This is a genomic window from Arenibacter palladensis (assembly GCF_900129275.1).
Taxonomy (GTDB): domain Bacteria; phylum Bacteroidota; class Bacteroidia; order Flavobacteriales; family Flavobacteriaceae; genus Arenibacter; species Arenibacter palladensis.
On the sequence record NZ_FQUX01000001.1, the window covers coordinates 612071 to 635895 of the forward strand.

Sequence of the window (23825 nt, forward strand, 5' to 3'; positions counted from 1 at the left end):
ACCACAATGCGCAGTAAACTATTAACTTTTGTGTTGCTTTTAAGTACCTTGATCACCAGTGGCCAAGAACTTAATTCACCCCAGCTTTCACAATATCTCGCCGACAACCCTTTTGTGCTTTCGCCAACATATGCGGGTATTGGCGACCATGTGAAAATTAGGTTGAACGGTCTTGCGCAATGGGTCGGAATTAAGGATGCCCCAAGAACACAATCCTTGGCAGCCGATATGAGGTTAGGGGAAAAATCGGGAATAGGATTATTTCTTTACAACGATTCAAATGGATATACAAAACAGCAGGGTGCGCGTATATCCTTTGCCCACCATTTAACGCTGAACCGCTATGAGGACGAATTTTTATCCTTTGGTATCTCCTATAATTTTAACCAATTTAGATTGGACGTAGAAGAATTTATAGATGCCGGTTTTGATCCAGGAGTAACGGATGATAGATCCACATCCAACCATAACTTTGACGTAGGTCTTTTATACCGAAAGAATTCGTTTTATTTCAGTGTAAATGCCTCCAACGTTATCAATAAGGACGTTTATATCTTCGATCCTATCTACGAACCAAACAAACTTAGAAACTTTTATGCCTATACTGGATACCGATATAAAAAATCCAGAAGCAGTAATATGGAAATAGAACCCTCACTTTTATATAAAATATTTGAAAGTGATGGTAGGTCCGAAGCGGATTTAAACCTAAAATTTAGATGGTATGATTTTGAAGATTACTATTATGCAGGTGTTACCTACCGTTTTTTAAATGACCAGATAGGACGGCCATTGTACATTGCTCCTTTGGCCGGACTCAAAAAAAGCAATTTCTATTTCGGATATTCCTATCAGATCATTCTTAATGAAATATTAGGCTATAGTACAGGTACCCACGTGGTAACCATTGGGGTGGACCTTTTCCAGGGAATTAGTAATTGTAGATGTACCTATTAACACCATGCCTTGGGCAAATTGAACCCTAAAATATTTATAAAATCACTTCTTTTAAGTTTGGATTGATTTAATTTTGTACAAATTATTAATGTGTTGGGGAAAGTAAGGGTAAGCAATATTAAAGTTTATGCCAATCATGGTTGTCTTAAGGAGGAGACTATTATTGGAAGCGATTATCAAGTAAATGTTGAAGTGGATGCTGATTTAAAAAAGGCATCACAAACCGATGAACTTTTGGAAACGGTTGATTATGTACATATAAATCATATTGTAAAAGAAGAAATGTCCATTCCTTCCAAACTACTGGAACACGTGGCACAGCGCATTCTAAACAGAATATTTTCCGAAATACCCATAGCAAAAAAAGTGAAAGTTGCGGTCTCCAAAATCAACCCCCCAATTGGTGGGGATGTCCAAGAAGTGACCATAATACTTAAATCCAAAAGATAAAGCTTTTAATTTTTGAAACATAAAAAAAGTATTACCTTTGCACTGCAAAAAGGCATTGTGGCCGAGTGGCTAGGCAGAGCTCTGCAAAAGCTTGTACAGCGGTTCGAATCCGCTCGATGCCTCCAAAACCTTCATCTTAACAGATGAAGGTTTTTTTGTTCCGTAAGCAAACTATAACAAAGAACATAATCAATTGTTCTCCATAATCAATAATTAGGATATTAATTAATCGATATTTTTTTGTATACGTTACTTATATTTTTATCCTGTTATCGGATTTTAAAATGTTGTCATTTAGAATCTCGCATTATAAAAACCTTGAAGTAAAAGAGACTAAACAAAGTATCAATACTTTATTTTTATCAAACCATTTCCTTAAAACACGATAAAAGAGATAAACAATACCAAACAATAATAAGATCATAAAAATTTGCCAGTACATAATTTTCATAACTTTATTTTTAGGTTATGGAAGCAATGTACATTTGTTTGACAAAAAACAGTTTATCTTAATGTACCGTATATGTAAATTAATTACTATATTTTTTGATCGTTTATTTTATCTTTTACAAATGGGTAACGATGTTCTGTATCTTACTATGTTCTAAGCTCTAGAATCTCAATACTTAATTCTAAATTCTATTATTTCACTACTTTATAAGTTCTATTCCCTTTTCTATATTTAATTGATCTTTAGGGAGAAAACCTTTAATAATCAGAACAATTCCACAAATAACCAGAACTATGCCAATCGCTTTTTTGACTAGAAGAATTCTTCTTTTGGTCAACTTTTTACGCAATTGTTTGGCCAATAATATTTTAAAGATATCTGTAATAAAATAGGCAAGAATCATAGCGGAGAAGAAAATTATGATTCTATTGGGATCATTATCCAGACTAGGTCCTACAACAATGATGATGCCCAACCAAAACACCAAAACACCAATATTTATAAAATTCAGCAAGAATCCCTTGATACACAAACTAAAATAATCCCCTTTGGTAATCCTTATTTTAGTTTCCTGTTTTACAGACTCTTTCTTAAAGACATTGGTGAGTCCATAAACCAATAAAATAGTTCCTCCAAAGACATAAAGGCCAGGATGGTTACTAAGGTTTTCCAACAACTGGAAACTACTGAAATAGGCCAAGGAAATAAAAACAATATCGGCAACAATTACACCAACATCAAAACATAGGGCTGCCCTAAACCCTTTAATAGCACTGGTTTCGAGAAGCACAAAAAAAACAGGCCCTATCATAAAGCTCAATAATAAGCCCAATGGAATAGCTGCCTGAATATCCTCGATCATAAATTTTAATTACTTACATTCTGGTAATTTTACCTCCGAAAACCGTTTTCTCTTCCATTTTGGCAGGATTTCCGTATACCATCACCTCTCCGCCTGCCTTTACCGCCGCCTTTACATAATCACTTGCAAACACCTCTGCCCTAGAACCGGCATTTACATTGATAGTACTAAATTTAGTTTTGAAATCCTTACCCTTATATACCCCGCCAGTATTTATCTGTACATCTTGAATATTTGAAGAACCTGAAGCAGAGATAATACCTCCAGTAACACTTTTTATTAGCATTTGATCTACTTGGGCATTAATGATCAACTCTCCACCTTCCTGAGCCTTCAATTCCAAAATATCCTGTCTTATGGGATCTTTTGCCGAAATCCTGGCATCCTCATTAGTATCAATAACCACAAGTTTTTCCGTATAATGGACATCTACAAAGGTTCTATAACCACTAAACAGTTTAGTAACCTCCATTCTTATCTTAAGAACACCATCATTATTTACAATAGCAACATTGCCGGTATTGGCACCAGTAATTACAGCCTTGTTAACATCTGATTTTATTAGGTTCACGGACAATCCATCAAAAGCCTTAACTTCCTTGAACGGTTGTAAATTCTGAGTTACCTTTTCATTTTGCGACCTTAGTGAGTTGGTAGCAACCAGTAACAAAAATATTACTATTAGTTTTTGATCCATTATTTTAGAGCTATAGTCTATTGGACAATAATCATTGTCCAATAAACATATTTTCCGGAATACTTCCGTAACACATATTTATGTCATGGCAACTTTTTGTTTAATATTTGGAGTTACCTCGTTGTATTAAACAAATTCCGTTCCAAAACAAAAATTTAGGCGTTTTTTCCAATTAAGGAAAAATCCAAATGGCGCTTTATCAAATCTGTACTCTTAACCATCACAACAACTTCATCTCCCAATTGATAGGTTTTCTTGTTTTTTTCACCAACTATGGCGTACTCCTTTTCATCAAAGGTATAATAATCATCCTTTATATCCCTAATTCTCACCATACCTTCGCACTTATTCTCGATGATCTCCACATATAGACCCCATTCCGTAACCCCAGAAATTACTCCCACAAACTCCTGATCCTGATGATCTTCCATAAATTTTATCTGCATATATTTTATGGAATCCCGTTCGGCATTTGCCGCCAGACTTTCCATATCGGAAGAATGCTTACATTTTATTTCATATGGTTCTGTTTTTGGAGTCTCCCCACCGTCCAAATAATGTTGTAATAAACGGTGTACCATTACATCCGGATACCTTCTGATGGGAGAGGTAAAATGAGTATAGTAATCAAAGGCCAGACCGTAATGACCAATATTGTCAACTGTGTAAATTGCTTTACTCATACTACGTATAGCCAGAGTATCTACCAGGTTCTGTTCCTTCTTTCCTTTTACATCCTCTAAAAGTTGATTCAAGGAATTACTAATTGATTTCTTATCCTTAAAGTCAAGCTTATGTCCAAAACGTGATATTATACCGTTAAGGGCCATTAATTTATCCTCATCCGGTTCATCATGAACCCTGTAAACAAAGGTTTTAACCGGTTTTTGCTTTCCAATAAATTGCGCTACCCTTCTATTGGCCAATAGCATAAACTCTTCAATAAGCTTGTTGGCATCCTTAGACTCCTTAAAATAAACGCCTTCGGGCTCCATTTTTTCGTTGAGATTAAAACGTACCTCAATTTTATCGAAAGAAATAGCTCCCTGTTGCATACGTTTTTCCCTCATTATCTTGGCTAGTCTATCCATAGTCAAGGTAGCATCAACAATCTCATCGCCAACGGTATAAGCCCCTTCCCTTATGGATAGTTCCAAAGGAATTAATCCCTTCCCAGTCTCTATAATATGTTGTGCCTCTTCATAGGCAAATCTTTGATCCGAATTAATTACTGTACGGCCAAACCATTCATTCTTTATAACGGCCTTTTCATCAATTTCAAAAATGGCAGAAAAAGTATATTTCTCTTCATTAGGACGAAGGGAACAGGCATTATTGGATAATACCTCTGGTAACATGGGTACAACCCGGTCCACCAAATAAACCGATGTAGCCCTATCATAGGCTTCATCTTCCAAAATGGTATCGGGTAATAGGTAATGCGAAACATCTGCAATATGAATCCCGATTTCATAATTGCCATTTTCCAATATTTTAAAGGAAAGGGCATCATCAAAATCTTTGGCATCCTTGGGATCAATCGTAAAAGTCAAGGTTTCCCTAAGATCCCTTCTTTTAGCTATTTCTTCCTCTTTTATACTGGTATCCAAGGTATTGGCAAACATATCCACTTCCACAGGAAATTCATATGGCAAACCGTACTGGGCCAATATGGAATGTATTTCAGTATTGTGTTCCCCAGGTTTTCCCAATACTTGGGTAATGGTCCCAAAAGGGGAATCCGCATTATCCGGCCATTCATTAATTTCTACAATTACCTTATCACCATCCTCTGCAGTCGAAAATTTATTCTTTGGTACAAAGATATCCGTATACATTCTATAATCTGTTGGCCGTACAAACGCAAAATCCTTTTGCATATCTACAATACCTACAAATGACGTCTTATCCCTTGAAATCACTTTAGTAATCTCCCCTTCCAATTTTTTTCCTTTTCTTCTTGGAAAAATATACACTTCCACAACATCTCTGTGAAAAGCTTTTTTTAATTTATTGAATGGAACAAAAACATCGTCATCCAAACCTTCAACTACTATGTAGGCATTTCCCCTTCCAGTGATATCAACTGTTCCAGTATGGTAAGTCTTAGTGGAAGCCACAGCTTTATATGAACCTCTTCCTTCTTCCAATATTCGTTTCTTTTCCTTTAATTCTACCAATCTTTTGATTAAGGTATTCCTATCATTGGAATCTACAACTCCAATTTTAGCAGCAATTTGCTTATAATTAAAAGATTTTTCCGGCTCCTTTTCAAGAACCGTGAAAATACCTCTGGTTATTTCGTTTTTTCTTTGATTTTTGTTTCTCTTGTTATTCTTTGACATTAACACTTTTATTTTTGGAAAATTACGAATTATAATCCATTGTACTTGGATTCCAATTTTAAGTTTCCTTCTTCTTCAATAATTATTGTTATCAACATTTATATTATATATATGTTTTCTTTTTTCTAAAATTTAAAATAAAATGATGATTATGATGGCTTGTTTATAGTGGATATAAAAATTTACCTTTAAACTTGCTTTAAACCATTAAATAAGTTTATTGACAATTTATACAGAGAGTAAATATTATAAATCAAGCCTTTAAATGGGTTATTAATATTTGTTGACAACCTATATCAACATAAAATTATTGAAAAGTTAATGTTATGGGAGTGTTAATTACTCCTTTTAATTATTTGATATCTTTCTACAATAATCTAAGAAGTAAATTATTCTTTTACAATAACATTTTGTAAAGCAAAATTCAGGTGGATAATAAAAATTTAATCTTTACTTTTTATAAGTAGTTTGTTAACAATAAGCCATTATTACTAAACGACTAAATAACAATGGTTTTTGGTTTTTTTAAAATTTATGTTGTTAATAACCCAGTTTCTGTGGTGAAACCCTAGGTATTTGTACATTTGTGTGATTAGAACTACTTATAATATAATTTTTATTTTACTTTATTCATTAATAAGACTCCTTAAACAATGAAAATAGCTATAGGTAATGACCATGCAGGTACAGAATATAAACTTGCCATTATTGGATTGTTGAAATCTATGGGTTCAGAAGTAATAAATCACGGTACCGATGGTTCCGATAGTGTTGATTATGCCGATTTTGTACATCCTGTGGCAATAGATGTGGAGGAAGGAAATGCAGATTTGGGCATTATTATTTGCGGTAGTGGCAACGGGGTTTCAATGACGGCCAACAAACATCAAAAAATAAGGGCAGCTTTATGTTGGACAACTGAAATAGTTCAATTGGCCAAAGAACACAATGACGCCAATATTTTAAGTTTACCAGCTAGATTTATTTCTTTGCCACAGGCCTTGGAAATGGTGAAAACTTTTTTAAATACTTCCTTTGAAGGCGGTCGTCACGAAAGAAGAATAGAGAAAATCCCCTGTAAGTAAAATAATTACTTCAAAACCCTTAGTTACGGGGAGTATTGTAAAACATTTTTATATCGGGATCATGGCTTAATGATGTAGGTATATTTTGTAATCTCTAAATTGCTTGGTAAATATTATGTCTGGTTTTTTAAGATGATAGACTACTTATGGTATTGTTGATAAAGAAGCTATGAGAATTGAAATAAAAAAATTCAATGAACTTGATATACAGGAGCTATATGATGTTTTACAATTACGCAGCGAAGTATTTGTAGTGGAACAGGATTGCGTATACCAGGATATGGACGATAAAGATCAGCTTGCCCTACATATAATGGGATATAAGAACAATAAAATAGTAGCTTATACCAGAGTATTTAAACCTGGGGATTATTTTAAGGAAGCAAGTATAGGGAGGGTAGTGGTACGTAGATCTGAACGTAAGTATGGATATGGATTGGAGATAATGCGTGCTTCCATTGAAACAATTCATAAAAATTTTGGTATTGTGCCTATACATATTTCAGCCCAGAAATATTTGACCAAGTTCTATAATTCCCTTGGATTTGCAATGATTGGTGAGGAATATTTAGAAGATGGTATTCCGCATGTAGGGATGGTCAAGAAATAACAAATCAAAATTCAATTTTTTAATTCATTCCAAAAAAAAGAGCTGTAATAAACAGCTCCAAATATTATTGATACGATTATTTTAAGTTTATATTTTAATAGGGGTTTTATCACTTAAATTGATATCCTCCAACATATTATCGGTAAACTTATAGTGCCCTTTAGTGGTAATGATTTTAAAACGATTGGAATTCATTCTACTCAAGGTATCCAAAAACAACCATTTGGATTTCAATAACAATGGCCTATCAGATTTTAAACTAATCTCGAAATAGTATTTTTTGCCATTCTTAATTGCCACAATATCTGGGGTAATTTTGGTGTCGCTACCTCTCTTTAAATAGGATTTTGGACAATCATAACCATCAATATCCGCCTTGATTTTTTCAAAACCGTGCGCTTCCAAGTGGGAAATGGACTTCTTTATGAAATCTTCGTTTGCTGATTTTTCAATTTTTATCATAATCGTAATGTATAAAAAAAATCGATAAAAAGCAAATAAATACGCTGATTAACAGATATTTAAGTGAATTTTAACGTAATAAAGGGTTTTAAGGAAACGATTCCTAAAAGGGTTACTATAATTGAGATTAAACATCGATGTTTTTATAAGTGTGGGCAACATATGTCTTTTGGAATTTGGCCTCGGAATAATCAAGGAATGGAAGTCCAACTACCCATTGGCCATCCTATTGCCGTGGCCAAAAAAAAAGAAAAAATAAGTGGTTAAATTAAATTAAATAACGGTGCTAGCCAGGCATTCCTTAAATTTTTATAATTTTCCAAGTTCCAAACAAGATTTTATATTAACTGTCATAGATTTTTTTCATGAATTACTGCCAAAAAGGAACAATTTTTATACTTATTACAGGAGTTTTTCTATCCTTGTCCTGTAAACAAAAGCTTGATAGGGATGAGCTTACCTTTACAAGCTTGATGGAAGAGGTAAAACAGGAATTTGCCCCGGACAAAAGGGTAGCCCTTTTTGATATAGAATATGTTAGCAAGGGTAATGAAACTATCATTAAGGGAGAGTCCAACCTTCCTGAGGCCGTTAACAGCTTTAAGGAAAAGCTGGCGCAGCATAAAATAGATTATATAGACAGTATTCAATTGTTGCCTTCATCCAGTTCAAATGGTTTTACCCAAGGTCTTATTACCATATCCGTGGCCAATTTGCGTGGTAAACCCGCCCATTCCTCGGAATTGGTGACCCAGGCCACTTTGGGTACCCCTGTCAAGATTTTTAAAGAAGAGGATGGTTGGTACTTGATTCAGACTCCGGATAAATATTTGTCCTGGGTAGATAGGGGAGGAATAATACCGCTGTCAACAGACAAATATACCCAGTGGAAATCCACCCAAAAGGTTATTTATACCAATACCATAGGTCATTCTTTTACAGAGCCCAACAAGGGTTCCCAAGTCGTTTCCGATATGGTTGCCGGTGGTGTTTTGGAACAGATAGGTCAAGAAAAGGAGTATTATTTTGTGGCATTTCCGGATGGTAGAAAGGCTTATGTACTTAAAACAGAGGCCATGGATTATGACACTTGGCTGGCAGCATTGGACCCCGATCAGGAATCCTTGGTAAGTACTTCCAAAACCTTAATGGGCGTCCCATATTTATGGGGGGGTACTTCTACCAAAGGAGTGGATTGTAGTGGATTTACCAAAACCATTTATTTTTTGAATGGCATTGTATTACCAAGGGACGCTTCCCAGCAAATACATACGGGCAGGGAGATAGATGCTGTTAAGGATTTTGATAAGTTGGAACCGGGAGATTTATTGTTTTTTGGAAAACCGGCAACAGATACCACAAAGGAACGCGTAATCCATGTAGGAATGTGGATAGGTAATAATGAATTTATCCATTCTGCCGGGAGGGTACATATAAGCAGTGTGGACAAAGACGCTCCAAATTTTGACGAGTACAACCTAAACAGATATTTACGTTCCAATCGTTATCTTAAGGAAACCAAGGACGGATTGATCGAGCTTGCCAAAACACCTGTATTTAAGGACTAGCCTAGACTTATTTTAGGTCCACAGCCATTATATAATCATCCGCAGTGATATACAACCTTTTTTGATCGGTATCAAATGCACAATTGGCCGTAGCCTGTCCGGTATGGATTCTGGCCAAGGCCTTTCCGTGGGAATCAAAGATCCAAACGCCACCGGGTCCAGTAGCAAATAGGATTCCGTTATTGTTTACTTTTAATCCATCTGGCAAGCCTTGTTGACCTTCTTTTCCAATAAGATTCGTTACTTCAAAAAATAGTTTTTTATCGGTGACCTTTCCAGGTTCCGGAAGCTTATATTGGTACCACACGGCATGTTCCGGATCTGAATTTGCAACGTAAAGGACATTGCCATCCGGGGATATTCCTATTCCGTTAGGTCGGGAAATGGAGTCGAGCAGTATTAATTCCCCGCTAGTCATAAGGCAATAAATTCCTTGAAAATCCAATTCCTTGCCTTCATCATCCATTCTTTTTGGTAGGCCATAGGGTGGATCTGTAAAATAAAGGTTGCCGTTTTTATCGAATGTGGCATCATTGGGGCTGTTCAATTTCTTGCCCATATAGGAATCCACCAGGATAGTAAATTCAGATGAAGGAGCATTTAGGGGTGCATTCATTTTGGCTATTTGTCGATTTCCGTGTTGCATGAGCACCAACTCGCCATCTTTATTAAGCAAAAGTCCATTGGAACCCGGTTCTTCACCTGTAAAACTAGTTCCTGAAAATCCTGAGGGATGCAAGTAGGTGACCGTATCGTTGTTTTTTGGATCCAACTTATAAACCTTGTTATTTGGGATATCTGAAAATAATAAATAATTGCCTTCTTTTATCCATAGGGGTCCCTCTGTCCAGGCAAAGCCGCTGGCTAGGATTTCAATTTTAGATTTCGGATCTATGATCTGAAGTGCTTCATCATCCAAAATTTCAATTGAAAATGGAGAAGCAATACCTTCTGCGGGTACCGATTTTTTACTGGATTCTTTACAGGAGGCCCCAAAGAGTAGAATGGAAGCAACGATAATACATGTCAATTTTTTCATTTTAGTGCATTATTTTAACGATTATAGTAATAACGGTCATGGCAGTGCCTCCGAGTACGAATGTACCTGCCGATTGGATTTGATAGCCTTGTTTTACGTTCATTCCTGTAAGTTGGGTGAGTACCCAAAAGAAACTATCGTTTACGTGCGATACTACAGAAGCTCCTGCACCAATAGACAAAACCGTCATAGTAGCCATAAAGGGGTCGTTAAGACCCAAGGCGGGCATTAAAGGGGCTATTATGGAGGCTGTTGTTACCAAGGCCACTGTAGATGAACCCTGTGTAGTCTTTAGACAGGCGGCCAATAAAAAGGGTAGGAACAAGCCCAATTCCATACCGGTAAATTCTGAGGTAATGGTATCTGCAATTCCCGAATTCTGCAACATCTTTCCAAAAATCCCTCCAGCCCCGGTTATAAAAATTATGGGGGCCGCTTCCCTTAACGATTCCCCAAACCAACCTGTTGCGGAGAAAATCTTTTCATCCAATTTTTTGGGTAAAACAAGGGATAATAAAACCCCTACCAAAAGAGCAATTACAGGCGTGCCCAAAAATGAAATAATCGTTTTGAACGGGGAAGGTTCGAAAGTAAATTCCGGATAATCCATAACGGACTTAAAGATGATGAGTACAATAGGAATTACAATGGCCAATAAGGATTTCCATAGGGCCGGTTGTTCCTGTTTGGTAGTCACTTCTTCGAGGATTATTGGAACATGAATTCGGGATGCGAATTTGGTAGCAAAGAAATAACAGGCAATTAGTGAAATGCTACTGATAAGCAAGCCCCATATCATAACACTTCCCAAATCTGCTCCTAAGATACCGGCGGCGGCAATAGGTCCCGGGGTTGGTGGCACCATGGTATGCGAAGCTGTAAGTCCCAGTGCAAGTGCCGCAGTGGTACCTGCAAAGGATACACCCGCTTTGGAGGAGAGTACCTTGTTTAGAGGGTTCATTATTAAAAGTGCACTATCTGCAAATACTGGAATAGAAAGTATATATCCTGTAAGGAGCATGGCCAAATGGATAGATTTTGCTCCTATTAGTTGTAAAATTTTGGAGGCGATAACAAAGGCACCACCAGACTTTTCCAGTACCTTGCCTATGGTAACCCCAAACAAGATTATAAGTCCTATTTTGCCCATAATATCCCCAAATCCATTATTTATGGAACTGATTATGGATTCTATATCCATCCCGGTCATAAAGCCGTAGGCGATGGCCGAAAAAAGGAGAACAAAAAAGGGATGTACTTTAAATTTGATGATGCCAATAATCAATAGGGCAAGGGAAAGTACTAAGGCGATAAGGTAAGTCATGGTTTTTTTTGGTTGGTTATTGGTATTATTCGATTATTATTTTACCATTCTGTAAAGTTTCCATCGGGTCCTCGCCATATAGGGTTGGACCAATTATGGCCAATTTTTTGGCCTTCCCTTAATTTTTCTTCATTCATTTCAACCCCCAAGCCTGGTTTTTGAAACAACTCTATATAACCATCCTTGATATCAAAAATTTCAGGATTAAGGACATAATCCAGTAAATCAAATCCTTGATTATAATGGATACCTATACTGTTTTCCTGAATAACGGCATTGGCAGAAACAAAGTCGACATGTAATGCAGAAGCCAGGGAAATGGGCCCAAGCGGACAGTGGGGGGCCAAAGCTACATCATAGGCTTCGGCCAAGGTAGCAATTCGCCTCACCTCGGAAATTCCTCCTGCGTGACTAAGATCTGGCTGGATAATATCGACTACCCCTTCTTCCAGAATTTTCTTAAAATCCCAACGGGAGAACATTCTTTCCCCGGTAGCGATTGGAATACTGGTGTAGGGGTAAATATGCCTTAAGGCATCATTGTTTTCGCTAAGTACCGGTTCTTCAATAAACATGGGTTCATAAGGAGCAAGCTCATCTATAAGCCTTTTTACCATGCCTTTATGTACACGCCCATGAAAATCCAGTCCTATGTCCAGATCGTTACCGAATTCCTCCCTTAATACTCTAATGTTGTTGGACACCTCTTTCACATCTTTCAAAGATGAAATCCAGTCCATACCACCGGTAGCGTTCATTTTTACAGCTTGGAAACCTGCCTTTACCTTTTCGTGGGCCTGTTCCAAAATAACCTCTGGGTGATCTCCTCCAATCCAGCAGTACATTTTCATTTTATGGCGAACCGCCCCACCCAATAAATCGTAGACAGGAACACCCAGAAATTTTCCCTTTATGTCCCATAGTGCCTGATCAATACCGGATATGGCGCTCATGAGTATGGGACCACCTCTATAAAATCCTCCACGATAGAGTATTTGCCAAATATCTTCAATATTTGCGGCCGATTTACCAATGATATGTTGCTGTAGTTCCATGACACAGGCGGCCACCGTATCTGCCTTTCCTTCCACAACGGGTTCGCCCCAGCCAATAATCCCCTCTTTGGTGGTAACCTTAACAAAAAGCCACCTTGGTGGGACCTTAAAAAGTTCAATTTTTTCGATAATAAGTTGTTCCTTCATAATGCTTTTACTAATTCTATAGCCCTTGATGGGTCTTCAAAATTACTTTTGGGTTGGTATTTATGTAAATCAATGTCTTTTTCTAAATCCTCGAAATCAAAGGCATAAGGAATAAATATAACTAATTGTTATGAATATTAAGATTCTTGGAGTTTTTAAACAGTCTAAACTAAAGTATAACAGTCTTACCAGTTCTTACGGATTCATCGGCAGCCAGTACAATTTTTAGACTATTTATGGCATCCCGTAAATGTGCTGACAGATCAACATTGTTCTTAATGGCGTTCAACAAATACTCCTGTTCCAATAGACAGAGTCCGTCATGATCCGGCTCATCTTCGGTTCCAATAAACTCATCTTTTTTAAGGAAATTCCCTTCTTTGGTCAATTCGCTATAATGAAGTTGTAGACTGCCCGTTTTTGTATGTCCCTCTATATCTTGGGAACTATCTTTAGGTTTGTCCGAAATGGAAACCGCTCCCTTAGGGCCAATAACATCCTTGATAAAGACCGCTGTTTCACTCATCATTGGTCCCCATCCAGCCTCATACCATCCTACGGAGCCGTCTTTAAAACGTACTTGTAATTGACCATAGTTGTACATTTTGTCGTCAATTTCCTGGCTCAAATTGGCTCCTATGGCGCTGACACTAACCGGAACGGATTGGGTCATTAAACACATAATATCTACATAATGAACACCGCAATCCACTATAGGGGACATGCTATTCATTAACTGCTTATGGGTATACCATTTGTCCCCGGAACTTTGTTGGTTTAAGTTCATGCGCATTACCAAGGGATTGCCAAGGGTACGGGCAACTTCCACGAACTTGGTCCACGACGGATGTACCCTTAGAATATAACCGACCACCATTTTTCTGTTTTTTTCCTTTGCCAACGCCACTAGTTCCTCGGCCTCTTCTACCGTGAGGGCAAGCGGTTTTTCTACGAATACATGTGCTCCTGCGTTCAGACTTTTTCTAACATAGTCGGCATGGGTATCCGGATAGGTATTAATGGATACTACATCTGGTTCGGATTCCTTCAAGGCGGTATCAAAATCGGCATAGGTAGGCAATCCTCCCAATTCCTTGGATAACTTTTCCCTACTTTCAGGTTTTCGGCTTACCAGCCCTACAATTTCAAATTCACTGAGTTGGTGATAGGCTCTGGCATGGGAAATACCCATATTTCCACAACCTACAACAAGGGTTTTTAGTTTGTTCATAGTCCTAAGGTATAATATTTCTTAATTTTTTTATTCGAGGGAAAAGGCAAGGATCTTGTTCCCTTTTTCTGTTCCTAATTTTTCGCCACCACAGGCAATGGCAATATACTGTTTGCCGTTAACTTCATACATGGCGGGCGTTGCAAATGCAGCAGCAGGGAGTTCATATTCCCAGAGTAGCTTGCCGTTAATTTTATTAAAGGCTCTAAAATATCCGTCTTTTGTGGCCCCTATAAACAATAGTCCGTTTTCGGTAACTATAGCCCCGCCATAGTTTTCCGAGCCTGTCTGAGGGAATCCCTGTTCTTTCAAGCTCAATGTTTCCCCGAAGGGAATGGACCATAGGTAATCCCCAGAATTGAGGTCTATAGCATGTAATGTACCCCATGGCGGGGAAATGGCCGGAAGCCCGTTATTGTCCAGAAATTTTTTATAACCGCGGTGTTTATAGGTTGTTTTTATGGGTTTTGTATTGTTCTCGGTAACCATTGGTCCAACTTCTTCCCTGTATAAAAACTGTATCAAAGCTTCCATTTCCGTTTTTTCAATTTGAGGGAAACCTGTCATCATACCTTTTCCTTTTTTTATGGTCTGGGCAACGGTCTCTTTACTATAGGTCGATTTTAGGTTCAATAGGGATGGATATCCACTTGCCACATTACCCTTACGGTCCTTTTGATGGCATACAACACAATATTTGTTGTAGGCATATTCCCCTGGAGCCACGCTTGTGTTTAGGGTATCCTTGTCCATTTGAAGGAACCACGCCATTTCATTGGAATTTACGTACAAAACGCCATCTTCGGGATCGGCGGCGGCTCCTCCCCATTCCGCAGCGCCATCATACCCAGGAAGTAGAAGCACAGGATCTAGACTGGGCGGTGCATAGATTCTTTTGTCTGCTTCATTGAATTGGGCCAATAATTCCTCCTTGTTTTCGGCATAGGGACTAAGGTCTTTTTCAGTCAATAAATGGGATTGTCTTGCAAAAGGCTTGGGCTTGGTGGGAAATGGTTGGGTTGCCCATGTTTTTTCTCCTTCCAATGTAGATGGAGGTACAGTTATCTCCTCAATATCAAACAATGGCGCTCCCGTAATTCTGTTAAAAAGAAAAACATACCCTTGTTTGGTTACTTGAGCCACGGCAGGTATTTTTTTCCCCGCTCTGGTAATAGTCAAAAGGTTGGGAGGCGCCGGAGGATCCCTATCCCATAAGTCGTGATGGGTAAATTGATAATGCCAAAGCAGTTTTCCTGTTTGTGCGTCCAAAGCCAATAGCGTATTGGCATAAAGATTACTGCCCTTTCTGTCGCCACCATAAAAATCTGGGGCTGCTGAACCCGTTGGCACGTATAGGATTCCCGTTTTTTCGTCCAATGCCATACCCGCCCAATTGTTGGCAGCACCAACAGTTTCACTTTTATAGCTATCAGGATTTTCCCAGGTTTCGTTTCCGGGCTCTCCTGGATAGGGAATGGTGTGGAAAGACCATTCCAATTGGCCAGTTATTACATTAAAAGCCATAATATCTCCCGGTGCAGCACCGCTACCTTCCGAGAGGCGAATGGGCATTACAATTAAATCCCGGTAAATGGTTCCTGGGGTGTTGGAGACTACAAATTTATTCTTTGCGCTGGTTGGCAATCCGGATCGGAGATCAATTTTTCCATTTTCCCCGAAGGAAGAAATTGGCTTACCTGTTATGGCATTAAGGGCAAAAAGATTGGGTCCTTGGGTGAACAGAATACGTTTATCATTGCTCTTTGCCCAATATGCCACACCTCTACTAGTGCTATTTGTTAGTTGTAGTGAATCCCCAAATCTCCATATTTCCTTCCCAGTTCCAGCGTGCAATGCCACCGCCCTTAAGGCCGCCGTAACCCCGTACAGAATGGTGTCCACCACTATTGGATTCATTTGCATTTGACCACTATCAGGAGCAGAGTAGGACCAAGCCACCTTAAGCTGCGTTACATTGTCCAAGGTAATTTGTGATAGGGTGGAATAATGGTTGCGATCTGGCCCACCTAAATAGGAACTCCAAGTCTTGTATCTCTTGGAGTCGGTTTTGGCGGAACTATCAAGTTTACAACTTAATAGACAAATTGCCGCTAAGGTTATTATTGATAAATACTTTGTGCTATTAAGCGACATTGGTGGTAGTTTTATCGCTTAAATTAATTAATTTCTAAGAACTAAGGGCCTGTAGTTTCATCTTATATTTTTTTTGACCGGGAAACGATCGTTGTTTCCCTAATTCTTCAAACACCCCAGAAGCCCAATGGTTTGGGTTGGAGAAAAGGAATGGTTGTTTACACTATAACTTTTTTAAGGTTTTATTGAGCACAGGAACAATTAGTTCTCCAAGTTCTTTATATCCTTCCTTGTTATAATGAACGTCATTGTCTCCCACACCATTTTTGTGGTGGATGGCAATGGATTTTTTGTAGATATCGTTGATGATTACCCCATTCTTTTTCATTACGGCTTTTGCAATTGCATTGTATTTGGGTACATCCTCAGTAAATCTTCCGGCTTCATTAACAGGAACATAGGTGGTTGTTACAAATATCAATTTTGCCGAGGTACTGGCTTTGAGGATACTCACCAATTCTTCCAGATTTTGTCTATAAGTTTGTAGGTCATAGGTTATGGTACCCTTAATTTTATCCCTATTTCCATAAACTTTGGAATCTGGATGACGGTAACAAAGATCCCATAAGCCCCAATTAAATTGAATAATATCCCAATCCTCATTACCTATCCAATCCTTGATTTTCTCTAGTCCCGTTCCGGTATGTTGAGCATTTCCAGGATTGTGCATTACTATTGCCTTAGGGGTCATTGCCTCTTTTACCTTTGAAAAATAACCTATAGAAATAGAGTCGCCTATAATTAATATTTTGGGCTCTTTGGGTTTGTATCCCAGGCAAAGAAAAATACATAAGGCTATTAGAAGGTAAAATTTGTTATTCATGCTTTTAATTTTTACAAGAGTGAAAAATAATTAAAAATTTTAGAAAGGGAATGCTGGGGTTGCCATAATGCCCGTATTTTTTGCTTAGTGAAAAACCAACTTGGCCAATAACCGGGATTGGATAATTATCCATCAATCACAATATTTTATGAATGTCTAGAGAAAATCACTACATTGTTATTGCCAAATAATCAACCACATACAAAATGACAAACGAATCTACCAACCTATCCAAGAGGTTATTTTCCTTGGACGTATTTCGGGGATTGACCATGTTTTTACTTATTGCGGAAGCTGCCGGGTTTCATGGTAGCTTTGGGGACCTTACAGAGAACAACGCCATTTTACACCCATTGGCGGAACAGTTGCACCATCATCCTTGGAACGGGTTGCGGTTTTGGGATCTTATTCAACCTTTCTTTATGTTTATAGTGGGTGTGGCCATGCCATTTTCCTTGAGAAAGCGCTTGGCGAGCGGAACTCGTACCGCCGCTACCAAACATATTTTAAGAAGATGTTTTTTGCTTTTTAGTTTTGGGGTATTGCTGCACTGTGTGTATAGCCATGCGTTGGTTTGGGAACTTTGGAACGTTTTGGTTCAATTGGCTTTCACCATTCTTATCGCTTACGCTATCATGAATCTTCCCCACCGTATACAGATATTTATTTGCTTGGGAATTTTGGTACTTACCGAGATCCTCTATAGGGCCTATAACCCACAGGATCCCTATAATCAGGGACAAAGTTTTGGGTCTTGGGTAGATATGTTGGTAATGGGTAAAATAAACGGTGGCGGCTGGGTTTTTATCAATTTTCTGCCTACTGCGGTCCATACAATAATGGGTGTGATTTGTGGTCAATTGTTGATTTCCAACAAAACGGCTAAGGAAAAGTTGAGTCCCCTATTAATGTGGGGAGCAGCCTTACTTGTAGTGGGCTATGGGATGGATTTATTAGGAATAACCCCAATTATTAAAAGAATAGCTACCACTTCGTTTACTTTGGCTTCAGGAGGATGGGCTTTGTTGGCGTTGGCCTTGTTCTATTGGTGGATAGATATTAAAGGCCATAAAAGCAATTGGCTGAAGATCTTTTCTGTGGTAGGGACAAACTCCATATTTATTTATTTGTTTGCCGAAACTGTTGGGTCTCAATGGTTCAGGGATTTTGGTCTAATTTTTACCGAAGGAATATTAGCTCCCATTGGCTTGGACAAAGGATTAATATTGGTTATAAATTCCTTGTTTGTACTCTTTATGTTTTGGTATATTACCTATTTCTTGGATCAGAAGAAGGTTTACTTTAAGATATAGCAATTCAATACCTGGGGGGTATTTGACCGTTATTCTTTTATTTTAGAATGTTCGCATATTTGCCATTGTCATTCAATAGAGCGGTAGCGGTCATAATGGCTTCGTCATTTTGTAAATGATAATCATAAAGACCTTCCCTGTAGAAAAAGCGTTTAAGAATTTCATCCTCCAAATTCTTTTGGATTTCCACCTTGTATTTATCCAATGCCTTCAGTTTATTTTTTTCCATCTCCAACAACAGGGCTTTATACTGTTCCGTGACCTCATTGCCAAAAATAGTGCTATCCTCCCCGGACATAACCTCTTTTAGGGCCTTTTCGGCCTTTGTTTCAAAATCAAAATTACTTTTGGAGACATAGTTTTTAAAAGATGCAAAATCACTATCCTTATAACTGAAGTCCAATACATTCTCCACCTTGTTATTGTAATAGAAATCGGTTGCGTAGTCGAAAATTACATTATCGGATAATAGGGCCTGGGTAAGAGGATTTGTTTTGGCAGCGGCAATTTCTATATCTGGCAAAACACCTCCACCATCTTGTACTTTTCGTCCATTCTTGGTCTTAAAATCCCTAAATTGGGTATTTTTAACTGCATTTCCGTTCTCATCCCTATTCCAATAATCCAAGGATTGTATACACCTGCCCGATGCTGTATAATATCTGGAGATCGTTACCTTTAATTGCGTACCGTAGGTTAGTTTTAAAGGGCGTTGTACCAACCCCTTGCCAAAACTTCTTGCACCCACTATAACGGCGCGGTCCAAATCCTGGAGGCTTCCAGAGACAATTTCACTGGCCGAGGCACTTCTACCATTGACCAATACCACCAATGGTATTTCAGTGTCCACGGGTTGGTTGGTAGTTTTATATTCCCTATTGAATTTTTTGACCTTGGATTTGGTGGTTACTACCAGTTCTCCTTTTGGAATAAAGAGATTGGTTACATTAATAGCTTCGGTCAACAATCCGCCAGGATTATCCCTTAGGTCCAAAATAATTTTTTTGGCGCCATCGTTTTTTAAGTTGAGAAGAGCTTCCTTGGTTTGTTCCGTGGCCTTTTTATTGAATTTTGCCAATACAATATAACCGGTATTTTCTTTGATCATCTTATAATAGGGAACGGCATCTACTTCAATAGATTCCCTGTTCACTGTGGTAGACTTGGTTTCGCCCTGCCTAACATAAGTAATATTTACGCTAGTGTTATTGGCTCCTTTCAAAAGCTCGTCGGCGTCATCTTTAATATCCGCTATGGCAATATCACCGATCTTAATAATTTCATCCCCGGCTTTAAGGCCCGCCTTATCTGCTGGATAACCTTTGTAAGGTTCAATAATAACTACTTTATCCTTGTAAGTCCGTACCACGGCCCCGATACCCGAATATTCGCCTGCATTATTTATTTTAAAGGATTCAACGTCTTGCTCATTAAGGAATTTGGTATAGGGATCCAAGTCTTCCAACATGTTCTTAATGGCCGTATCCATTAATTCTGCAGGATTGGTTTCATCCACATAGTTCATGTTCAATTCTTTGAACAAGGTGGTAAAAATTTCGATCTGTTTGGCAATCTCAAAAAAATCGCCCTTAAAACTACTACCTGCAATTAGTAGGGCTATGGCGATAATGGGAATAAGTACCCGCTTTTTTACTATCTCTTTCATCTGTTCATAAATTATTTGCTGGCCTTTGCAATTTCATCGATAAATTTCCGCATCAAAGGAATCATGGCATCTGTAATTTTGGATTGCGAGGGCATCTCCTTACCAAGATATAAAAACATAAACGCAAAGTTACCTTCTATGTTGTTAAAAATTAGGTGTTTGTTCAGCCTATAGCTTTCCCGCATCAATCTTTTGATTCGATTTCTTTTTACGGCACTTTTAAAATTCCTTTTGGAAGCGGTTACCCCGACCTTGTATTTGGAATCATCTTCGAAGCTCGTTTTGAGATAAACAAGTTTTATAGGATAATTGGTAACACCAATTCCTTCCGCAAACAACTGTTCAATTAGTTTTTTGCTCTTTAGTTTTTCTTTTTTTGGGAAGCTAAATGACATTTTGCCGTAAATGTAAAATAAAAACCACAGTTATGGGATATGACAATCATCATAGTTCAAAATCCCATTAGCCATTATCTTGGGTTATATTTTTTACAAAACTATAAATAAGGGATTTATGGGAGAATTGAAAGTTCAAAAATTGAGGAACAATCCACTTAAGGCCAGGTATATTAAACAATTGTTGGTAGATATTGCGGCCTTGGAACAAATACTGGATAAAAAGATGTTCGAACTAAGTCCGATTAGGATCGGTGCCGAACAGGAATTTTGTTTGGTGGACGAATTTTGGCAGCCATCCAATAAGGCTTTGGAAGTTCTTGAAAATATAGATGACCCCCATTTCACTACCGAATTGGCCCTATATAACCTGGAAATTAATTTGGATCCCATTCCATTATCCGGGAATTGCTTTTCTGAAATGCATTTACAGTTTGATCATTTGTTGGCCATGGCCAATAAGGTTGCCGAGAAATCTGCTACCAAAATTATTCTATGTGGAATTTTGCCGACCATTTCTAAAAGGCATCTTAATTTGGAATATTTGACTCCTATTCCCCGATATAAGATTTTGAACGAGGTTATAAAGGAAATAAGAAATAATGATATAGAAATTCATATTAAAGGGGTAGATGAATTGAATATTAGGCATGATTCCGTGCTGTACGAAGGATGCAATACCAGCTTTCAATCGCATCTGCAGATAGACCCATATGATTTTAAGGATACCTACAATTGGTCCCAGGCCATTGCCGGGCCCATCCTGTCCATTTGTACCAACTCCCCCATGCTCTTTGGACGGGAATTGTGGGAGGAGACCAGAATAGCCCTATTTACGCAAAGTGTGGATACGAGGGCCAGTAACTTTCTATTGAACGAAAGTGAACCCCGTGTGAACTTCGGAAATAGTTGGGCAAAAGGATCGGTTGTGGATTATTTTAAAGATTCCATTACAGGATTTAGGAGCTTACTTACTTCCGATTCCAATGTTGATAGTTTAAGCGAACTGGAACAGGGAAAAACGCCCAAATTAAAAGCTTTGTCACTCCATAACGGAACCGTGTATACCTGGAACCGAGTCTGCTATGGTATTACCAATGGCAGGCCCCATATTAGGATTGAGAACAGATATATCCCATCCGGACCCACTACCGAGGATGAAATTGCCAATATGATGCTTTGGGTGGGAGTAATGATGGGAAGGCCTAAAAAGTTTAATGCCATTCATAGCAAAATGGACTTTAAGGATGCAAAAAGCAATTTTTTCAATGCGGCCAGATATGGTATGGCAGCTCAATTTTATTGGGATGGACAACTAATCTCTAGTCAACAGTTATTGTTGGATCACTTCTTGCCAATGGCCTTTAAGGGATTGTACAGTATGGGGGTAGCACCAAAAGATGCAGAGCATTACTTGAAAATTATAGAAAGGAGGATTGCCACCTACAACGGTTCACGGTGGACGATTCAAAGTTATAGAAAACTTAGAAAGGAGTTTAAACTTCCAGATGCCCTAACCATATTAACGGCCAAAATGTACCAAGGTCAGCAAAAGGGTTACTCCGTTGATGCTTGGGAATTGCCAAGAGGTGATGAATTTGTAATTGACGAAAATGAGAGAAAGGTGTACCAGATAATGAACGTACATACCGTAACTGCCCAGGATAGTGATAGTTCGGAATTGGTGTTGAAAATGATGCAATGGAAAAATATACACCATGTACCCATTCTAAACGATGATTTGGACCTGGTTGGTTTGTTGACTTGGACAGACCTAAAAGCGTATTTAAAGAATCCGGACAAATTTGAAGGGCCTATTAAGGATATTATGAAAACGGAACTGATTACCACAACAGAGGAGGAAAGCACTAAGCGGGCGAAGGTCCTAATGGAATCCAAAGGTATAAATTGTCTGCCGGTTGTACACGGAAAGAAATTGATAGGTATTATCACAACCAAGGACCTATGATTATAATGGAGGACCAAATAGGCAGGAGCCGAACCATTGGTCATTTAAAAGGTGGCAAAGTTGGACCTACCATGATATTTTTCGGGGGCATTCACGGTAATGAGCCTTCTGGTGAGCAGGCAATACAAGAAGTCTTCAAAGGGATAGCGGAAAATGGAATTTCTGTAAATGGTAACATCTATGGGATTCGGGGCAACGTTGCAGCACTTTTGGCTGGGAAAAGATTTTTGGATCGGGATTTGAACCGGTTATGGACCGAAGAAAAAATTGAAAAAATTAAAGCCAAATCAAAAAATGAACTGCTTAACGAGGACAAGGAGTTGTTATCCATTTATCAAATCCTGTCGGATATCCTGAAAACAGAATCCGGGCCTTACTATTTTATAGATTTCCATACTACTTCCAGCAAGACCCTGCCTTTTATTACCATTAATGATGCCATGATCAACAGGAAATTTTCTAAGCTTTTTCCTGTGCCGATAATTTTGGGGATAGAAGAGTATTTAGAGGGACCCCTACTTAGTTATATCAACGAACAGGGCTACTTGTCCGTTGGTTTTGAATCTGGCCAGCATACCGCAAGGGAAGCGGTAGATAACAGTATAGCATTTATGTGGTTGGCCCTGGCGTATGGAGGTGCTCTTAAAAGTACAGATATTGTTGGGTTTGAGGGATATTACCGCCAGCTTAAAAATTCGGCCAAGGAGAACGCCAGCTTTTTTGAGATAATTTACAGGCATCCTATAGAATCCGGGGAGAAATTTCAAATGCAGCCCGGATTCCAGAGTTTTGATATTGTAAACAAAGGAAAAGTACTGGCCGAACACAACGATAGAGCGGTATTGGCGCAGCAAAAATCGAGTATTTTTATGCCTCTATACCAAAGTCAAGGTGAGGATGGGTTTTTTCTGATTCGCAAGACGCCTAAGTTCGCCTTGTGGTTATCCGTTCTATTCAGAAAAATAAGAATGCCAGCTTTGTTGCCAATTTTGCCCGGGGTTTCGTGGGCAAATAAGAACAATGGTACTTTATTGGTGAATGAAAGAACTGCCAGATTTATGGCAAAACCTCTTTTCCACCTATTGGGGTATAGAAATAGGGTAATCAATAAAAGTGAAATATTAATGACCAGTAGGGAAGCTACCGCCAAGAACAGCATGTACAAGGAAACCTGGTGGTATCGAAATAAAAAAACCGTTTAAAATAGCTATGTTATGCCATC

20 protein-coding genes and 1 tRNA gene are annotated in these 23825 nt (G+C 38.4%); 9 read left to right on the forward strand and 12 right to left on the reverse strand.

Annotated features, from left to right (window positions below; all coding sequences use genetic code 11):
• Positions 1-6: 6 nt before the first annotated feature.
• The 3 genes from BUA60_RS02365 to BUA60_RS02375 all read left to right on the forward strand — a co-directional run bounded on the left by BUA60_RS02365 (position 7) and on the right by BUA60_RS02375 (position 1532).
• Entirely contained in the window at positions 7-957 is a 951-nt protein-coding gene (locus BUA60_RS02365) for a PorP/SprF family type IX secretion system membrane protein (protein ID WP_072860131.1), read from the forward strand.
• A gap of 93 nt (positions 958-1050) precedes the next feature.
• Positions 1051-1407 carry a dihydroneopterin aldolase gene (gene folB, locus BUA60_RS02370; protein WP_072860817.1) on the forward strand — a complete coding sequence of 119 codons (357 nt, stop codon included), beginning with the start codon at positions 1051-1053 and terminating at the stop codon, positions 1405-1407.
• 51 nt (positions 1408-1458) lie between these two features.
• Positions 1459-1532: transfer RNA gene (locus BUA60_RS02375), tRNA-Cys, on the forward strand.
• Positions 1533-2057: 525 nt separating this feature from the next.
• Here the strand turns inward: BUA60_RS02375 and BUA60_RS02380 are convergent.
• The 3 genes from BUA60_RS02380 to rnr form a co-directional block, all read right to left on the reverse strand.
• Positions 2058-2720: a LysE family translocator gene (locus tag BUA60_RS02380; protein ID WP_072860132.1), complete on the reverse strand. Its 663-nt coding sequence runs from the start codon at positions 2718-2720 to the stop codon at positions 2058-2060.
• A 13-nt stretch (positions 2721-2733) separates the two neighbouring features.
• Complete coding sequence (locus tag BUA60_RS02385) at positions 2734-3417, reverse strand: head GIN domain-containing protein (RefSeq protein WP_072860133.1); 684 nt, start codon at positions 3415-3417, stop codon at positions 2734-2736.
• A gap of 155 nt (positions 3418-3572) precedes the next feature.
• Positions 3573-5762 carry a ribonuclease R gene (gene rnr, locus BUA60_RS02390; protein ID WP_072860134.1) on the reverse strand — a complete coding sequence of 730 codons (2190 nt, stop codon included), beginning with the start codon at positions 5760-5762 and terminating at the stop codon, positions 3573-3575.
• Between the two features lie 653 nt (positions 5763-6415).
• Between rnr and BUA60_RS02395 the strand changes: the two genes are divergently transcribed.
• Both BUA60_RS02395 and BUA60_RS02400 read left to right on the forward strand, forming a co-directional pair.
• Positions 6416-6847: an RpiB/LacA/LacB family sugar-phosphate isomerase gene (locus BUA60_RS02395; protein ID WP_072860135.1), complete on the forward strand. Its 432-nt coding sequence runs from the start codon at positions 6416-6418 to the stop codon at positions 6845-6847.
• A gap of 169 nt (positions 6848-7016) precedes the next feature.
• A complete protein-coding gene (locus BUA60_RS02400) occupies positions 7017-7457 on the forward strand; it encodes a GNAT family N-acetyltransferase (protein ID WP_072860136.1) in 441 nt (146 codons plus the stop codon).
• 87 nt (positions 7458-7544) lie between these two features.
• On the opposite strand, the gene BUA60_RS02405 is transcribed toward BUA60_RS02400, so the two are convergent.
• The gene (locus BUA60_RS02405) at positions 7545-7919 is read right to left on the reverse strand and encodes a hypothetical protein (RefSeq protein ID WP_072860137.1); all 375 of its coding nucleotides are present in this window, start codon (positions 7917-7919) and stop codon (positions 7545-7547) included.
• A 365-nt stretch (positions 7920-8284) separates the two neighbouring features.
• On the opposite strand from BUA60_RS02405, the gene BUA60_RS02410 reads away from it, so the two are divergent.
• Positions 8285-9487, forward strand: coding sequence for an SH3 domain-containing C40 family peptidase (locus BUA60_RS02410; protein WP_072860138.1), 1203 nt, complete (start codon positions 8285-8287; stop codon positions 9485-9487).
• A gap of 7 nt (positions 9488-9494) precedes the next feature.
• Here the strand turns inward: BUA60_RS02410 and BUA60_RS02415 are convergent, their stop codons facing one another.
• The 6 genes from BUA60_RS02415 to BUA60_RS02440 all read right to left on the reverse strand — a co-directional run bounded on the left by BUA60_RS02415 (position 9495) and on the right by BUA60_RS02440 (position 17260).
• A complete protein-coding gene (locus tag BUA60_RS02415) occupies positions 9495-10526 on the reverse strand; it encodes an SMP-30/gluconolactonase/LRE family protein (protein ID WP_072860139.1) in 1032 nt (343 codons plus the stop codon).
• A gap of 1 nt (position 10527) precedes the next feature.
• The gene (locus tag BUA60_RS02420; RefSeq protein ID WP_072860140.1) at positions 10528-11850 is read right to left on the reverse strand and encodes a GntP family permease; all 1323 of its coding nucleotides are present in this window, start codon (positions 11848-11850) and stop codon (positions 10528-10530) included.
• A 41-nt stretch (positions 11851-11891) separates the two neighbouring features.
• Positions 11892-13052 (reverse strand): galactonate dehydratase, encoded by a 1161-nt coding sequence (gene dgoD, locus BUA60_RS02425; protein WP_072860141.1) that lies wholly within the window; start codon positions 13050-13052, stop codon positions 11892-11894.
• Positions 13053-13221: 169 nt separating this feature from the next.
• Complete coding sequence (locus tag BUA60_RS02430; protein ID WP_072860142.1) at positions 13222-14283, reverse strand: Gfo/Idh/MocA family protein; 1062 nt, start codon at positions 14281-14283, stop codon at positions 13222-13224.
• Between the two features lie 30 nt (positions 14284-14313).
• A complete protein-coding gene (locus BUA60_RS02435) occupies positions 14314-16437 on the reverse strand; it encodes an outer membrane protein assembly factor BamB family protein (RefSeq protein ID WP_072860143.1) in 2124 nt (707 codons plus the stop codon).
• Positions 16438-16600: 163 nt separating this feature from the next.
• Positions 16601-17260 carry an SGNH/GDSL hydrolase family protein gene (locus BUA60_RS02440; protein ID WP_072860144.1) on the reverse strand — a complete coding sequence of 220 codons (660 nt, stop codon included), beginning with the start codon at positions 17258-17260 and terminating at the stop codon, positions 16601-16603.
• Positions 17261-17466: 206 nt separating this feature from the next.
• Here BUA60_RS02440 and BUA60_RS02445 point away from each other — a divergent pair, with 206 nt between their 5' ends.
• Positions 17467-18573 carry an acyltransferase family protein gene (locus BUA60_RS02445; RefSeq protein WP_072860145.1) on the forward strand — a complete coding sequence of 369 codons (1107 nt, stop codon included), beginning with the start codon at positions 17467-17469 and terminating at the stop codon, positions 18571-18573.
• 37 nt (positions 18574-18610) lie between these two features.
• On the opposite strand, the gene BUA60_RS02450 is transcribed toward BUA60_RS02445, so the two are convergent.
• Both BUA60_RS02450 and rnpA read right to left on the reverse strand, forming a co-directional pair.
• Positions 18611-20239, reverse strand: coding sequence for a S41 family peptidase (locus BUA60_RS02450; RefSeq protein ID WP_072860146.1), 1629 nt, complete (start codon positions 20237-20239; stop codon positions 18611-18613).
• A gap of 11 nt (positions 20240-20250) precedes the next feature.
• Positions 20251-20634 (reverse strand): ribonuclease P protein component, encoded by a 384-nt coding sequence (gene rnpA / locus BUA60_RS02455; RefSeq protein WP_072860147.1) that lies wholly within the window; start codon positions 20632-20634, stop codon positions 20251-20253.
• A 118-nt stretch (positions 20635-20752) separates the two neighbouring features.
• On the opposite strand from rnpA, the gene BUA60_RS02460 reads away from it, so the two are divergent.
• Together BUA60_RS02460 and BUA60_RS02465 are read left to right on the forward strand one after the other, a co-directional pair.
• A complete protein-coding gene (locus tag BUA60_RS02460) occupies positions 20753-22603 on the forward strand; it encodes a CBS domain-containing protein (protein ID WP_072860148.1) in 1851 nt (616 codons plus the stop codon).
• Positions 22600-23805 (forward strand): succinylglutamate desuccinylase/aspartoacylase family protein, encoded by a 1206-nt coding sequence (locus BUA60_RS02465; RefSeq protein WP_072860149.1) that lies wholly within the window; start codon positions 22600-22602, stop codon positions 23803-23805. The genes BUA60_RS02460 and BUA60_RS02465 overlap by 4 nt, the downstream gene beginning before the upstream one ends.
• Positions 23806-23825 lie beyond the last annotated feature (20 nt).

What these genes read in the sequence shown, in the direction of transcription:
- BUA60_RS02440 (WP_072860144.1), bottom strand. Translation starts at nt 17,260, where the DNA reads ATGAATAACAAATTTTACCTTCTAATAGCCTTATGTATTTTTCTTTGC.
- BUA60_RS02430 (WP_072860142.1), bottom strand. Translation starts at nt 14,283, where the DNA reads ATGAACAAACTAAAAACCCTTGTTGTAGGTTGTGGAAATATGGGTATT.
- BUA60_RS02420 (WP_072860140.1), bottom strand. Translation starts at nt 11,850, where the DNA reads ATGACTTACCTTATCGCCTTAGTACTTTCCCTTGCCCTATTGATTATT.
- BUA60_RS02380 (WP_072860132.1), bottom strand. Translation starts at nt 2,720, where the DNA reads ATGATCGAGGATATTCAGGCAGCTATTCCATTGGGCTTATTATTGAGC.
- BUA60_RS02415 (WP_072860139.1), bottom strand. Translation starts at nt 10,526, where the DNA reads ATGAAAAAATTGACATGTATTATCGTTGCTTCCATTCTACTCTTTGGG.
- dgoD (WP_072860141.1), bottom strand. Translation starts at nt 13,052, where the DNA reads ATGAAGGAACAACTTATTATCGAAAAAATTGAACTTTTTAAGGTCCCA.
- BUA60_RS02435 (WP_072860143.1), bottom strand. Translation starts at nt 16,437, where the DNA reads ATGTCGCTTAATAGCACAAAGTATTTATCAATAATAACCTTAGCGGCA.
- BUA60_RS02450 (WP_072860146.1), bottom strand. Translation starts at nt 20,239, where the DNA reads ATGAAAGAGATAGTAAAAAAGCGGGTACTTATTCCCATTATCGCCATA.
- BUA60_RS02405 (WP_072860137.1), bottom strand. Translation starts at nt 7,919, where the DNA reads ATGATAAAAATTGAAAAATCAGCAAACGAAGATTTCATAAAGAAGTCC.
- rnpA (WP_072860147.1), bottom strand. Translation starts at nt 20,634, where the DNA reads ATGTCATTTAGCTTCCCAAAAAAAGAAAAACTAAAGAGCAAAAAACTA.
- BUA60_RS02460 (WP_072860148.1), top strand. Translation starts at nt 20,753, where the DNA reads ATGGGAGAATTGAAAGTTCAAAAATTGAGGAACAATCCACTTAAGGCC.
- BUA60_RS02410 (WP_072860138.1), top strand. Translation starts at nt 8,285, where the DNA reads ATGAATTACTGCCAAAAAGGAACAATTTTTATACTTATTACAGGAGTT.
- BUA60_RS02465 (WP_072860149.1), top strand. Translation starts at nt 22,600, where the DNA reads ATGATTATAATGGAGGACCAAATAGGCAGGAGCCGAACCATTGGTCAT.
- rnr (WP_072860134.1), bottom strand. Translation starts at nt 5,762, where the DNA reads ATGTCAAAGAATAACAAGAGAAACAAAAATCAAAGAAAAAACGAAATA.
- BUA60_RS02400 (WP_072860136.1), top strand. Translation starts at nt 7,017, where the DNA reads ATGAGAATTGAAATAAAAAAATTCAATGAACTTGATATACAGGAGCTA.
- BUA60_RS02365 (WP_072860131.1), top strand. Translation starts at nt 7, where the DNA reads ATGCGCAGTAAACTATTAACTTTTGTGTTGCTTTTAAGTACCTTGATC.
- BUA60_RS02395 (WP_072860135.1), top strand. Translation starts at nt 6,416, where the DNA reads ATGAAAATAGCTATAGGTAATGACCATGCAGGTACAGAATATAAACTT.
- BUA60_RS02445 (WP_072860145.1), top strand. Translation starts at nt 17,467, where the DNA reads ATGACAAACGAATCTACCAACCTATCCAAGAGGTTATTTTCCTTGGAC.
- BUA60_RS02385 (WP_072860133.1), bottom strand. Translation starts at nt 3,417, where the DNA reads ATGGATCAAAAACTAATAGTAATATTTTTGTTACTGGTTGCTACCAAC.